Annotated in this window: 11 protein-coding genes; 6 read left to right on the top strand and 5 right to left on the bottom strand. The window is 66.0% G+C overall.

Features of this window, described 5'->3' with window-relative positions:
• Positions 1-47: 47 nt before the first annotated feature.
• A complete protein-coding gene (locus Q8L25_RS05330; RefSeq protein WP_308923885.1) occupies positions 48-2,147 on the top strand; it encodes an EAL domain-containing protein in 2,100 nt (699 codons plus the stop codon).
• On the opposite strand, the gene glcF is transcribed toward Q8L25_RS05330, so the two are convergent.
• Genes glcF through Q8L25_RS05315 form a run of 3 tightly spaced genes read right to left on the bottom strand, consistent with a single transcriptional unit; the run spans position 2,144 to position 5,979 of the window.
• Entirely contained in the window at positions 2,144-3,373 is a 1,230-nt protein-coding gene (gene glcF, locus Q8L25_RS05325) for a glycolate oxidase subunit GlcF (protein ID WP_308923884.1), read from the bottom strand. The genes Q8L25_RS05330 and glcF overlap by 4 nt on opposite strands.
• Before the next feature lie 27 nt (positions 3,374-3,400).
• Positions 3,401-4,471, bottom strand: a complete 1,071-nt coding sequence (glcE, locus tag Q8L25_RS05320) for a glycolate oxidase subunit GlcE (RefSeq protein WP_308923883.1) — start codon at positions 4,469-4,471, stop codon at positions 3,401-3,403.
• Positions 4,472-4,488: 17 nt separating this feature from the next.
• On the bottom strand, positions 4,489-5,979 hold the full coding sequence (locus Q8L25_RS05315; RefSeq protein ID WP_308923882.1) for an FAD-linked oxidase C-terminal domain-containing protein: 1,491 nt from the start codon (positions 5,977-5,979) through the stop codon (positions 4,489-4,491).
• Positions 5,980-6,132: 153 nt separating this feature from the next.
• Between Q8L25_RS05315 and Q8L25_RS05310 the strand changes: the two genes are divergently transcribed.
• From Q8L25_RS05310 to Q8L25_RS05305, 3 genes are all read left to right on the top strand, one after another.
• On the top strand, positions 6,133-6,687 hold the full coding sequence (locus Q8L25_RS05310; protein WP_308923881.1) for a cob(I)yrinic acid a,c-diamide adenosyltransferase: 555 nt from the start codon (positions 6,133-6,135) through the stop codon (positions 6,685-6,687).
• A 142-nt stretch (positions 6,688-6,829) separates the two neighbouring features.
• Positions 6,830-7,078 (top strand): DUF4160 domain-containing protein, encoded by a 249-nt coding sequence (locus Q8L25_RS31715; protein ID WP_374694233.1) that lies wholly within the window; start codon positions 6,830-6,832, stop codon positions 7,076-7,078.
• A complete protein-coding gene (locus Q8L25_RS05305; RefSeq protein ID WP_308923880.1) occupies positions 7,065-7,496 on the top strand; it encodes a DUF2442 domain-containing protein in 432 nt (143 codons plus the stop codon). Before Q8L25_RS31715 ends, Q8L25_RS05305 begins: the two co-directional genes overlap by 14 nt.
• 2 nt (positions 7,497-7,498) lie before the next feature.
• Here Q8L25_RS05305 and Q8L25_RS05300 read toward each other — a convergent pair whose 3' ends face one another.
• On the bottom strand, positions 7,499-8,353 hold the full coding sequence (locus Q8L25_RS05300) for a pirin family protein (protein ID WP_308925656.1): 855 nt from the start codon (positions 8,351-8,353) through the stop codon (positions 7,499-7,501).
• Between the two features lie 255 nt (positions 8,354-8,608).
• On the opposite strand from Q8L25_RS05300, the gene Q8L25_RS05295 reads away from it, so the two are divergent.
• Complete coding sequence (locus Q8L25_RS05295) at positions 8,609-11,176, top strand: TonB-dependent receptor plug domain-containing protein (RefSeq protein ID WP_308923879.1); 2,568 nt, start codon at positions 8,609-8,611, stop codon at positions 11,174-11,176.
• Positions 11,177-11,184: 8 nt separating this feature from the next.
• The gene (locus Q8L25_RS05290) at positions 11,185-12,300 is read left to right on the top strand and encodes a cytochrome c peroxidase (RefSeq protein WP_308923878.1); all 1,116 of its coding nucleotides are present in this window, start codon (positions 11,185-11,187) and stop codon (positions 12,298-12,300) included.
• On the opposite strand, the gene Q8L25_RS05285 is transcribed toward Q8L25_RS05290, so the two are convergent.
• Positions 12,266-14,389 carry an FUSC family protein gene (locus Q8L25_RS05285; protein WP_308923877.1) on the bottom strand — a complete coding sequence of 708 codons (2,124 nt, stop codon included), beginning with the start codon at positions 14,387-14,389 and terminating at the stop codon, positions 12,266-12,268. The two genes, Q8L25_RS05290 and Q8L25_RS05285, sit on opposite strands and share 35 nt — an antisense overlap.
• Between the last annotated feature and the right edge of the window lie 3 nt (positions 14,390-14,392).

Raw genomic sequence — 14,392 nt, 5'->3', positions numbered from 1 at the left:
ACGGAACGATGCCAGTCTTCGGGAACATTTTATCGTCATGGTCGCGGATGGGGACGTATTCCCGCTGGTTCCTGCCCATTTTCTTGCTGATACTGGCCGTCTCCGCCGTGCGTTACCATACCCTGCTGACGACGGAAACGGCGCAAGCGGACGCGCGCTACCGCGGCGAGGCGCGCCAGCTCAATCTGTACCTGGCCAACACCGTGCTGCCGCTGTCGGTGCGCACCGATGGCGCCAGCGTGCAGCAGGTGCTGCGCACCGCCCTGCCCCTGAACCGCAACCTGGCGGCCATCGCCTGGCATGGCGGCGGCGCGCGCATCGAAGTGCTGGCCGACAGCCAGCCTGGCCCAGCGCCAGGCGAGCAGGTGCCGGCGTGGTTTGCCCGGCTGGCCGGCATGCGGCCGATTCACAACCGCCTGCAAGTATCGCTGCCCGGCGGCAGCGATGGCGTGCTGGAATTGCAGTACACGCCCGACCTGCCGCTGCTGCAGGTGTGGCAGGCCGTGCGCCAGCAAGCGATGCTGAGCGCCTTCAATATCGCCCTGATCCTCGTACTGCTGGGCTTGCTGCTGGCATCCCACCGCAAGCTGCTGGCGCGGCTGGCGCAAGCCATCGAGCGCCTGCGCGGCGGCGACTTCACGGTGCGCATGGCGGCCGGCGCCACGCCGGAAGCGCAACACCTGTCGCGCGCCTTCAATGGCATGGTGGGCGACGTGGGCGAGATGCTCACCTCGCTGCAGGCCAGCCGGCAGCAGCTGGGCGCGCAGCTGACGGAAACCGTGCACATGCAGCAGGTGCTGCAAAAAATGTCCTGGCAAAACTACCATGACGTGCTGACCGGCCTGCCCAACCGCGCCGCGCTGGCGGCCCGCTTTGAACAGGAACTGTTCCTGGCGCGCGAACGCCAGCGCCTGATGGCCGTGTGCCTGTTCGATCTCGACCACTTCCAGGCCATCAATGACCGCTACGGCGCCGAAGCGGGCGACGACCTGCTCAAGCAGGTGGCCGGCCGCCTGCACGAGTTCACCGGCAAGTCGCATTATGCGGCGCGCCTGGGCGGCGACGAATTCGTGCTGCTGCTGTGCGGCCAGGCCAGCGTGGACAGCATCGAGCAGCAGCTGCAAGTGCTGATGCGCGAACTGAGCCTGCCCTACCAGTGCGACCAGCAAGCCGTGCAGCTGACGGCCAGCGCCGGCATCGCCGTCTACGCGGGCAAGGACATGAATGCGGAAAGCCTGCTGCGCCACGCCGACCATGCCGTCTACCAGGCCAAGCTGACGGGGCGCAACCAGTATCACTTCTTCGACAGCCACCTCGACGAGGAAGTGCGCACCCACCATAACCAGCGCACCGAGGTGCGCCACGCGCTGATCAACGGCGAACTGCGCCTGCACTACCAGCCCAAGGTCAACATGCGCACCGGCGCCGTGGTGGGCATGGAGGCGCTGCTGCGCTGGCAGCATGCGCAGCGCGGCCTGCTGGCGCCGGCGCAGTTCCTGCCGCTGGTCGAGCAAACCGACCTGATCATCGATATCGGCGAATGGGTGCTGCGCCAGGCGCTGTGGCAGATGCAGCGCTGGGGCGCCGTCGGCCGGCAGTGGGTGGTCAGCGTGAATATCGCGGCGCGCCACTTCCAGCAGCCCGATTTCGTGCTGCGCCTGAAAACCATCCTCGGCGAATTTCCCGGCGTGCGCGCCAGCATGCTGGAAATCGAAATCCTCGAATCATCGGCCCTGCACGATGTCGAACACGTGCGCCGCATCATCCGCGCCTGCCAGGCGCTGGGCATCACGTTTGCGCTCGATGATTTCGGCACCGGCTATTCCTCGATGTCCTACCTGAAGCGCCTGCCGGCCAACATCATCAAGATCGACCAGAGCTTCGTGCACAATATGCTCAACGACCGCGACGACCTGCACCTGGTGCGCGCCGTGATCGGCCTGGCCCGCTCGTTCCAGCTGACGGTGATCGCCGAAGGGGTGGAAAGCATCGCCCACGGCGAGCGCCTGATCGAGCTGGGCTGCGACCTGGCGCAAGGCTACGGCATCGCCCGCCCGATGCCGGCCGACGCCGTGCCGGACTGGGCCAACAACTATGTCGCGCCGCCGCAATGGCGCGCCGCAAAATACACGGAAGACCAGATCTAGGAGGATTTGTTCACCGCAGCATCGATCAGTTCGATCCAGTGCCGCACCGGCACCTCGGTACCCGACTGCAAATGGCTGAGGCAGCCGATATTGGCCGACACGATCACGTCCGGCGCGCACGCTTCCAGTGCGGCCACCTTGTTGTCGCGCAGCTGCTGCGACAGCGCCGGCTGCAAGATGGAATAGGTGCCGGCCGAGCCACAGCACAAATGGCTGTCGGCGCACAGGCGCACATCGACGCCGACCGCGCGCAGCACCTGCTCGACCCTGCCGCGGATCTGCTGGCCATGCTGCAAGGTGCAGGGCGGGTGGTACACCACGCGCCCGGTGATGCGGCCTTTTACCAGCGCCGCCAGTTCCGCCTCGAAAGCCGGCAGGATTTCGCACAGGTCACGCGCCAGCTGCGCAATGCGCTGCGCCTTGGCGGCGTAGCGCGCATCGTGCGCCAGCAGGTGGCCATATTCCTTGACGGTGGCGCCGCAGCCCGAGGCCGTCATGACGATCGCCTCGGCCGTTTCCACATGCGGCCACCAGGCGTCGATATTGCGGCGCATGTCGTCCAGCGCCGCCTCCTGCTCATTCAAGTGATGGCGCAGCGCGCCGCAGCAGCCGGCTTTCGCCACATTGATCAACTGCACGCCCAAGGCATCGAGCACGCGCGCCGTGGCCGCATTGATATTCGGTGACATGGCCGGCTGCACGCAGCCGTCCAGCACCAGCATGGTGCGCGCGTGGCTGCGCGCCGGCCAGCGGCCCGGTGCCGCGCCGGGCCGCAATTTGTCCTGCAGGCCTTTTGACAGCAGCGGACGCAGCGCCTGGCCCGCCTTGTAGACGGGCGTAAACAACCAGCGGCGCGGCAAGGCTTCCTTCAGGGCAAAGCGCAGCGCGCGCTCGCGCAAGGGGCGCCGCACGCGCTGCTCAACCACGTTGCGGCCGATATCGACCAGGCGGCCGTACTGCACGCCCGAGGGACAGGTCGATTCGCAATTGCGGCAGGTCAGGCAGCGGTCCAGATGGGTCTGGGTTTTCTGCGTGACGGCTGCGCCTTCGAGTACCTGCTTGATCAGGTAGATGCGGCCGCGCGGGCCATCGAGCTCGTCGCCCAGCAGTTGATAAGTGGGACAGGTGGCGGTGCAAAAGCCGCAATGCACGCAGGCACGCAGGATGGCTTCGGCTTCGTCGCCGGCCGGTGTATTCTTGATAAAGTCGGCAAGATTGGTTTGCATGGCGTCTCAGTCTGTTCTTCAATAGTGTCAATACATGCGGTGCGGATTGAAGATGCCGGCCGGATCAAAACTCCGGGCAAGCCGCTGGTGGATGGCCGCCACGGCCGGCGCCAGCGGATGGAACACGCCGACCGCCTTGTCGCCGCCGCGAAACAGGGTCGCATGGCCACCGGCCGCCGCCACGCTTTGCCGGATGCGCTGCGCGCCGGCGGCATCCGCATCGCCATCCTGTTTCAGCCAGCGCTGGGCGCCGCCCCATTCGATCAATTGCCGGCCTTTCAGGATCACGGCGCTGGCGTGCGCCGGCAGGGACAAGCGCCACAGGCTGCCGGGCCCGGCGAAAAAGTCGTGGCTCTGCTCGCGCAGCGCGCTCCAGAAAGCCGCCGCGTCTTGCGGCGCGACGGCGTCGCCTTGCAAGCGGCGCCGCGCCGCCGTCACGGCCGCCTCGGCGCCCGACAAACGCACCGTCAGCACGCCGTCATGCCAGCAGCTGGCGGAAATCGGCAAGGGCTGGCCGCCCCATTCGTTCATCATGCGCAGCGCGGCGATTTCCGCGCACTCAAAACGCACACTCGCTTCGCGCAGCGGCAAGGGCAATACTTTCAGCGACACCTCCAGGATCAGCCCAAGGGTGCCGAGCGAGCCGGCCAGCAGGCGCGACACGTCGTAGCCCGCCACGTTCTTCATGACCTGGCCGCCGAAAGCCAGGCGCTCCCCCTTGCCATCCATCAGCACGGCGCCCAGCACGAAGTCGCGCACGGCGCCCGCACTGGCGCGGCGCGGCCCCGACAGCGCGCAGGCCAGCGTGCCGCCGACCGTGGCGCCTGGGCCGAAGTGCGGCGGCTCGAACGCCAGCATCTGGTTGCGCGCGGCCAGCGCCGCTTCGATCTCAAGCAGGGGCGTGCCGCAGCGCGCGGTGATCACCAGTTCCGTCGGCTCGTAGTCGATGATGCCGGCGTATTGCCGCGTATCGAGCACCTCGCCGGCCAGCTGCTGGCCATACCAGTCCTTGCTGCCGCCGCCACGCAGGCGCACCGGTGTGCCCGCCGCGCCAGCGTCGATGATGCGTTGCCTGAATTGTTCGGCTATTGCTTGCAAAGCGGTCTCCGGTTTGACTAAAAACGCGGCAGGTTGGCAAATGGCAGCCGGCCGGCCGTCACATGCATCTTGCCAAATTCGGCGCAGCGGTTCAGGGTGGGAATCGCCTTGTCGGGGTTGAGCAGACCATGCTGGTCGAAGGCCCGCTTGACGGCAAAAAAGGCGTCGAGCTCGGCACGTGTAAATTGCACGCACATGGAGTTGATCTTTTCCATGCCCACGCCATGTTCGCCCGTGATGGTGCCGCCGACGGCCACGCACAACGCCAGGATATCGGCGCCGAACGCTTCGGCGCGTTCGAATTCGCCGGGTTGATTCGCGTCGAACAGGATCAGCGGATGCAGGTTGCCGTCGCCGGCATGGAACACATTGGCGCAGCGCAGGCCGTGGGTCGTTTCCATGGCGGCGATGCCGGTCAGCACCTCGGCCAGTTTCTTGCGCGGGATGGTGCCATCCATGCAGTAGTAATCGGGCGAGATGCGCCCGGCGGCCGGGAACGCGTTCTTGCGCCCCGACCAGAATTTCATGCGCTCGGCTTCCGTCGTTGACACGGCAATCGCGCTGGCGCCCGCCCCTTCCAGCACCGCCGTCATGCGCGCGATTTCCTCTTCCACTTCTTCGTGCGTGCCATCGGCCTCGCACAGCAGGATGGCGGCCGCGTCGATGTCGTAGCCGGCTTTCACGAACGGTTCGACCATGCGCGACGAGGTCTGGTCCATCATTTCCAGGCCGGCCGGAATGATGCCGGCGGCGATCACATTGGCCACCGCATTGCCGCCCGTAACCACGTCGCCAAACGAGGCCATGATGACACGCGCGGTGGCCGGTTTCGGCACCAGCTTGACGGTCACTTCGGTGACGATGCCCAGCATGCCTTCGGAGCCGATGAATACGGCCAGCAGGTCCAGGCCCGGGGAATCGAGCGCTTCGCCGCCCAGTTCGATGATGTCGCCGTCGATGGTGGCCACGCGCACGCGCAGCACGTTGTGCACCGTCAGGCCGTATTTCAGGCAATGCACGCCGCCCGAGTTTTCCGCCACGTTGCCGCCGATGCTGCAGGCGATCTGCGAGGACGGATCGGGCGCGTAGTACAGCGCGTAGGGCGCCGCCGCTTCGGAAATGGCCAGGTTGCGCACGCCCGGCTGCACCACGGCAATGCGCGCATAGGCATCGACGCGCACGATGCGGTTCAATCGCGCCGTCGACAGCACCACGCCATCGGCGATCGGCAAGGCGCCGCCCGACAAGCCGGTGCCGGCGCCGCGCGGCACGATCGGCACCTGCAGTTCGCGGCACACGCGCAGGATGGCCAGCACTTGTTCTTCCGTGTCGGGCAGGGTGACGATCATCGGCAACTGGCGGTAGGCGGCCAGGCCGTCGCATTCGTAGGGGCGCGTGTCTTCGCTGTCGGACAGCACGCTGCGCGCGGGCAGCACGGCGCGCAGGGCGGCGGCTACCGTCTGCTGGCGCGTCAGGGTAAATCCGGGTGTGGCTGCGGCAAGGTGCATATGATGATCCGGGCAGGCATGGCGTTGCCACGATTGTAAGCACAAAAAACCGCGGGCCGCGCGTTTTTCGTCCGATTCAAGCCCCTGTTTCAGCCAAGGCGGCACACAGTGTCGTATGCTGCCCCTTCTTTATTGACACGACAGGATGGCAACATGGGCAAGCGACTTTCGAAAATCGCCACGCGTACGGGCGACAATGGCAGCACGGGCCTGGGCGACGGCAGCCGCACCAGCAAGGACAGCGCGCGCGTGCACGCCATGGGCGACGTCGATGAACTCAATTCCCATCTGGGCCTGTTGCTGTGCGAAGCCATGCCCGACGCCTTGCGCGAGGAACTGGTCGCCATCCAGCACGACCTGTTCGACCTCGGGGGCGAACTGTGCATTCCCGGCTACCAGCTGATCAAGGAAGAACACGTGCTGCGCCTCGACGACTTGCTGGCCAAATACAATGCGGAGCTGCCGGCGCTGGCCGAGTTCATTTTGCCGGCCGGCTCGCGCGGCGCCTCGCTGGCCCATGTGTGCCGCACCGTATGCCGGCGCGCCGAGCGCAGCATCGTGGCGCTGGCCAGTAGCGAGACCATCCATGAACACCCGCGCCAGTATGTGAACCGGCTGTCCGACCTGCTGTTCGTGCTGTCGCGCGTGCTGAACCGCTTTGCCGGCGGCGGCGATGTGTTGTGGCGGCATGACCGCGCGCGCAGCTGAGCATTTCGCACCTGCGCAGCCTCAACAAACCTGCGCCCGGCATGCAAGCTCGGGCGCGACAGGCGTAGCATGGGCACCACTGCCAAAAAATATGGCAAAAAAGTCGCTACCAATAACCCAATCAACTTAGGTTTATGCTACCATGCCTACCATATTCAGTTATGCTGGCCATCGGGTCGTGATTTACTCGAATGACCATCGGCCGGCGCATGTGCATGTGCTCGGTAGTGGCTGCGAGGCCGTGTTCGAGCTAGCCTGCCCCTGGGGGCCGCCCTGCTTGCGCGAAAATTATGGTTATACGCAAAAGCACCTGGGCCGGCTTGCCGGGGCGTTGAAGACGGAACTGGGCCAGCTATGCTGGCGATGGGAGGAAATCCATGGAATTCACTGACAACGATTTTGCACAGGCCAACGCGCGCGGCGCGGCAACAAAAGCCGCGTTTCCCGCCGCCGTGGCCGTGCACTACGACCAGCGCATCGAACGCGTCGTCATTACCCTGGCCTCGAAACTGGAAATCGCCTTTGCGCCCGGCGACGTGCCGGCCCTGGCACACGCCACGCCGGCCAGCCTGGCCGACGCCCGTATCAGCCCTTCGGGCCTGGGCATCCATTTTCCCCTGCTCGACGCCGACCTGTACCTGCCGGCCCTGCTCGAAGGTTTTCTCGGATCACAACGCTGGGTGGCAAGCAACAACGGCAAGAAAGGCGGCCAGGCGCGCAGCAGCGCCAAGTCGGCAGCGGCGCGCGAAAACGGCAAGCTGGGCGGCCGTCCGCGCAAGGTGACATCGGCCGAAGAGCCGGTCAGCTGAAACTAGCTTCGGCTCGGTTCGAACTTGCCGGCCTGATAATCGCGGATCGCCTGGTTGATTTCCTCGCGCGTGTTCATCACGAAGGGGCCGTGCGCCACCACCGGTTCACCGATCGGTTCGGCATGGCCGAACAGCACCACCGCGCCTTCGGGCGCCGCAAACGCCACGCCATCACCGTCCACATCGAGTTCGACCAGGGTAAATGCCGGCACCGGCTTGTCGTCCAGCGCCAGCGCCCCTGTCACCACATACAAAAACACATTGCGGCCACGCAAGCCATCGAGTGCAAAGCGCGCGCCGGGGCGCAGTACCAGCCACGACATGAAGACCCCCGTCAGCGACTCGACCGGCCCCTTCTGCCCGCCGTACTGGCCCGACACCAAGTGCAGGGTGCCCAAGCCGTCCGGCGTGGCGAGCTTGACGATGGCCTCGTCCTGCACGCCCTGATAGCGCGGCGCCGTCATTTTCAGGCGCGACGGCAGGTTCAGCCACAGCTGCAGGATTTCCAGCGGCCCGCCGTCGCGCTTGAAGGCGGGCGGCGACAGTTCGGCATGCACCAGGCCGCTGCCGGCCGTCATCCACTGCACGCCGCCGGCGCGGATGATGCTGTCGTGACCGGCGCTGTCGCTATGCATCAGCTCGCCTTCAAGAATGAAGGTCACGGTTTCAAAGCCGCGGTGCGGATGCGGGCCGAACGGCAAGCCGCGGTTGCCCGGCGCATAGGTCTGCGGGCCGTGGTGATTCAAAAACAGGAAAGGATCGACCTGCTCCAGCTGCGGCCCTGGCACCGGGCGGCGCGTGGTGAGGTCGGCGATATCGTCGCGGTAAGCCTGGTGCAGGCCCTTGATGGTTTTCATGGTCACGAGGCATTCCTGTAACGGTGGGAGGTGCGGCGATTATCGCCGAATTGGGCAAACCCTGTCTTGCCGGGGAAAGCCTGTGGCCGCCAGATCACCCTGCGCCTGTTTTTTACATACGGCAAAATCAATATTGCCAATCCAAATAGAAATGGTTATCATTTACAATTGACAGCATGAGCAATCGACCCCAGCTACGCAGGTGAGGACAGTTTCATGGGACTGTCTCTTCTTCTCCTCCGTTTCAAGGTTGTCATGTCTTCCACCTTTACCCTGCGCCAGTCCGTGCTGGCCATCAGCCTGGCATTTGGCGCCAGCAGCACCACTCCCCTGTCCTTTGCCGCCGAGCCCGCCCCCGACGAACCGGTACACCAGGTAATGCGCGAAATACGCCTGCAAGCCGAACAGGATTCGCTGGGCGAACAAAAGCTGGACCGGCGCCAGATCGAGGCCATGAATGGCATCGACGGCAATGTCACCACGCTGCTGCGCATCCATCCCAGCGTGCAGTTCGCCAACAAACAGCAGGCGTCCGCCACCCAAGGCGAGCTGGCGCCGGCCGACATCAGCATCAACGGCGCCAAGTTCTACGACAATCTGTACCAGATGGACGGCATGTCGCTCAACAACGATATCGGCCCCGGCAACAACCCGACCGTGAGTGTCGCCAATACCAACAACGCCACCACGCCGCCGTCGGCCAGCCAGGGCTTTGCCATCGATACCAGCCTGCTGTGCGAAGTGACGGTGCTCGATTCGAACGTCGGCGCCGAATATGGCCGCTTCAAGGGCGGCGTGGTGAACGCCAATACCTGCGCGCCGACCCGCAAGCTGGGTGGCCAGGTGTCGGTGGAAAGCACGCGCTCGAGCTGGCTGCAATACAAGCTCAACGACAGCCAGCGCGCCAGCGCGGCCAATTCGACCACCGCCGACCTGCAGCCCGAATTTGAAAAATGGACTTACCGCGCCGCGCTGCAAGGCAAGCTGAGCGACAACTTCAGCCTGATCGGCAGCTTCGTGCGCAAGACCTCCGAGATCCCCTTGAACGGCTATGGCAACGGCTTGCAAAGCAGCAGCGACGCCAACCGCAAAGTGCAAAAACGCGGCAACGACAATGCCTTCGTGCGGGCCTTCTGGACCATCAGCCCCGGCGTGAAGGCCGACCTGTCGCTGATGCATGCACCATCGAGCGGCGACCACTTCATCGCCAATACGAAGGACAGCAGCTTTCACCTGAAAAGCGGCGGCAGCGGCGTCAACCTGGGCCTGGTCCATCCCATGGACTGGCTCGGCGGCGCGACCATGGACCATAGACTGAGCTGGAAGAGCATGGACAGCTCGCGCAGCGCCGACTCGAGCATCTGGAAAGCCTGGCGCTACTCCTCCGAGAAAAACTGGGGCGTCAAGACCGGTACCAATGCCACCGGCTGGGCCAGCAATGAAGGCGGCTTCGGCAATGTGGACCAGGAACAGGAAAACATCGATTACAAAGGCAAGCTGAAGTGGGACCCGGTGACCTTCCTGGGCGCCACGCACGCCTTCCAGGCGGGACTGGAACTGGGCCAGCAGCACAGCAGCTATGTGCGCCACACGCAATACGAGCAGTACCAGGGATCGATCAATATCAATAGCTGCGCCCTGGTGGGCGGCGGCGTCGACACGGAGTATTGTTCCATGGCCACGCCCTGGAATGCGGCCGCCACCGTGCGGGGCCAGTACCTGGCGCAACAGATTATCTATTATGCGGGTTCTTACGAACTGAGCAACAAGACGCGCGCCGTCCACCTGCAGGACGACATCAAGGCCGGCGACGTGCGCCTGCGCCTGGGTGCGCGCTACGATGACGACGACCTGTCACCGAAAGCCACCTTCGCGCCGCGCCTGTCGGCCACCTGGGACGTGGGTGGCCACGGCACGACGCAGCTCGAGTTCGGCGCCAACCGCTACTACGGCCGCAATTTCTTCGACTTCTATGCGCGCGCCAAGCGCCTCGCCCTGCAGGCCTCGCCGCAGACGCGCCGGCTGTCGAATGGCGTGCTGACCACCTGGGGCCCGCCAGAGATGGCCACCAACTGGACCTGGCTGAAACTGGGCGACATGAAGTCGCCGTACACCGATGAAAAAATGCTCGGTGTCAGCCAGCAATGGGGCAACATGAAGTGGAGCGCCAAGCGCGTGCTGCGCGCCGGGCGCGACGAGATGGTGTATCACGTGGTGTCGGCCGCCAATTTTTACTGGGATAACGTCGGCCACACCAACAGCAAGCTGTGGACCGTATCGGCGGAAACCTTGCGGCCGCTGCAGTGGGCCGGCACTTCGACCCGGGTGCAGTTCGGCGTCGACAAGACGCACACCAACAGCTCGCACGCCGATTACGACACCACCGTGCGCAATATCGACAACGGCCTGGACGGCTACGTGTATTACAAGGGCAAGTACCTGGCGGCGACCGACCTGCCGACCACCAACTACAACCGGCCCTGGACGGCGCGCCTGCTGCTGTCGACCGACGTGCCCGCCTATCGCCTGAAGCTCGACAATTTCCTGCGCGTGCGCGGGCCGGAAAGCGGCCTGGTCAGCACTGGCGAAAGCAAGCTGTTCGATGGCGGCGTGGCCACCGTGTTCGAAGACGCCACAGTCGGCAAGTCCATCAGCTGGGACATGCGGGTGCAATATGCGCTGCCGAAAACGGGACCGGGAGAAGGCTATCTCAACCTGGCAGTGGAAAACGTGACGAATCGTACCAATCCGCTGTATGCCTCGGCCGAGATCGTCTATGAAAAGGGGCGCCAGTTCACCTTGGAACTGGGCTACCGCTTCTGATGAGACATATGAAGAAAGCGGCCGCCGCCGCCCTGCTGGCGGGCGGCGCCCTGTTGCCGGGGCTGGCCAGCCAGGCGCAGGAAAACGCTGCCGCGCCCTGCACGACAGAAAAGGGCTGGGACGGCGTCTGCCTGCGCCAGGCGTATGCCGGGCCCATCGCCAGCTGGCCGCTGCCGCAGGTACCCACGGGCATCACGCCGGCGGAACTGGCGCCTGTCTCGGCCATCGCCGTGCCGCCAGTGTCACCGAAAATAGTGGCGCTGGGCCAGCGCCTGTTCGCCGATCCGCGTTTGTCGCGCTCGAATGCGGTCGCCTGCATCAGCTGCCACCATCCGGCCCACAGCTTCGCCGACAACAAGCGCAATTCCATCGGCCATGAAGGACGTCCGGGCCAGCGCAATACGCCGGGCCTGCTGGGCGTGGGCCAACTCAAATCGCTGTTCTGGGATGGCCGCGCGGCCAGCCTGGAAGTGCAAGCGCTGGGCCCCTTGGGCCATACCGACGAAATGGCGATGGATGTGCCGGCGCTGGCGGCCAAGCTGGCCGCGCTGGACGACTACAACAAGCAGTTCGACGCCGCTTTCGGCCAGGCGGGCGGCGTGACCCTGGCGCGCATTTTAAATGCGCTGGCCGGCTACCAGCGTACCTTGCTGCCGCCGGCCACGCGTTTTGACGCCTTCATGGAAGGCGAACGCACGGTATTGAACGACCGCGAACTGCTGGGCCTGCACCTGTTCCGCACCAAGGCGCGCTGCATGACCTGCCACAGCGGCGCCTTGCTGACGGACCAGCAATTCCACAACCTGGGGCTGTCCTTTTATGGCCGCAAGAAACATGAGGACCTGGGCCGCTACCTGGTCACGGGCGAGGCGCAGGATGTGGGCAAATTCCGCACGCCGTCGCTGCGCGGCGTGGCGCGATCGGGGCCATGGATGCACAACGGCCTGTTTCCCCAACTGGCGGGGGTGCTGAACCTGTATAACGCGGGCATGTCGCGGCCCCTGCCGCGCAATGCGGAGCAGGCGGCAGACCCGAAGTTTCCCGTCACCTCGCCCCTGCTGCAGCGCTTGCAACTGACACGCGACGAAATCACGGCCCTGAAGAGTTTCCTGGAAGTGCTGTAGCGCCCAGTTGCTGGCGCAGCAAAATGCGCAGCATCAGTACCTGCGCCACCGCATCGGCCTGCAGCGGACTCAAGTCCGTGGCCTGGCAGTCGCCGGGGGCAGGCACCTCCCTGTCGCCGCGCAGCAAGGCGTCGATTTCGCCGCCCACGGCGGCAATCCACTGCTGCAGCACCGGCGTGGCTGGCGCGGCATCGGGACTGAGGCTGATGCGCGCCGTGCTGCCGGCCACCCGGCGCAGCAACGGCAAGGTGCGCAAGGCGGCCAGGCCGACGCCGGCGCTGCGGTCCAGGCGGCGCTCGATACGCAGGCGCTGCAGCACCTGCTCGGCGTTATTGCTGGCCAGGCCCGCTTCGCGGCGCTGGCGCGCGATCGTCGGGTCCCATTTGCCACCCGCCGCCAGCACCGCCAGCAAGTATTTCAGGTTGGCCGAGACGGCGCCGGCCAGGCGCGGTTCCAGGTCGTCCGCTTCGCGGTCGGGCCACAAGAAAAACGTCGCCAGCAAGGCCAGCACGCAGCCCAGCACATTGTTGCCCAGGCGGCTCAGGGCATACGCCATTTCGCTGGCCGGCATGGCGTAATCGGCCACCAGCACAAAGGCCGGCGTCATGAACATCACATGCAGGCTGTAGCTGACGCGGCGCAGCGCCATGGTGGCGACGATCAGCGGAAACACCACCAGGGAGATCGCCAGCGGCGTGTGGATCACCAGGCCGATCAGCACCGCCAGCAGCGCCCCCAGGATGCTGCCGGCCACCCGCTCCATGCCGCGCGGCCAGGTGGTCGACACGGACGGCTGCAGTATCAGCAAGGTGGCCATGGTGGCCCAGTAGCCGAAGGGAATCTGCAGCAGCTCGACCAGCAGGAAGCCGCTGGTGGTGGCCAGCGACACGCGCGCCGCATGGCGCCAGCCCAGCGACTGCAGGGTGGCGTTGCCGCGCAGGGTATACCAGCCCTGCGACAAGGCCTGCGCCGCCGCCTGCCGCCATGGCAGGCGCTCCGCGCGCGGCAAGTCGAGCTGCATGAATTCCACGTTCAGGCGCAGCGGCAGCAAGGCACCCAGCGCCGCTTCCAGGCGCCGGCCGCAGGCGGCCAGGCGGCGCTGCAGCAGCAAGGGCGGGGTTTCCGGCTGGCGCCGCAAGGCCAGGCCCAGGCGGCGCAGCAGCAGCGCCATCGCCTCGAGGCTGCGCCGCGCGCGCGGATCGTGGCGCAGGCGCTGCCGTTCGCGTTCGCAGGAATGGGTGACGGCGATCAGGTAGGCAAAGATGCGCTCGGCGTCGCTGAGCGCCAGCAGCAGGTTGTCGAACAGCGCGCTGTTGCCGGCGCGCGCAGGCGGCACGGCGGCCAGCGCCACCCGCGCCGCTTCCAGCGCGGCGCGCGCCTGCGAGCGGTAGCTGGCGCCATGCGCGCCGGCGCCGGCCATCGCGTCGGCCTGCGCCAGGTAGCGCGCATTGTCGCGTGCGATGCCGGCCAGGCGCAGATACGCGCTGCGGATCGCCTGCCGGCTGGGGCCGTAAGGGTGGATGCGCCAGACGGTAAAGCTCAGCAAGGTGGCAAACAGGCAACCGGACAAATAAATCGCCAGGAAAGGCAGTGCCTGCGCCGCCGACTGCAGCGGATGGGTGACCATCACCACGCAGGCGGTGGCGGCCAGGATCGCCACCTGCGCGCTGGCGGCGCCCCAGATGCGCGCCAGCGCGCCGGCCCAGGAAAACACCAGCACGGCCAGGGCGGCGGCGGCCACGCCATGGCCGGCCGCCAGCGCCGCCACGCCACCGGCAAACGTCGACAGCAGGCCAAAGCCCAGCATCGAGACGAAACGCATGCGGCGCGTGCCGGCCGCGTCGGCCAGGCAGGTCCAGAAGGCGCCGATGGCGGCCCAGGAAAAATCGGGATGATCGAACAGCAGGCCCAGGGCCAGCATGGCGCTGGCCGCGCAGGCGGCGCGCAAGCCTTCGGACAGATTGGTTTCGTCGATGGCCAGGGTCACCATCCACAGCGGACGGCGCTGCGCCAGCCGGTCACCAAGACCATGCAGGGCCGCCGCCCAGCGCCCCGCCCGGCCGGTCCACCGGCGATGAAGTTGCTTCAATTT

The organism is Janthinobacterium sp. J1-1, assembly GCF_030944405.1.
Classification (GTDB): domain Bacteria; phylum Pseudomonadota; class Gammaproteobacteria; order Burkholderiales; family Burkholderiaceae_D; genus Janthinobacterium.
The sequence above is the reverse complement of the archived record's forward strand: the minus strand, read 5'-3'. Positions and strand labels throughout refer to the sequence as shown.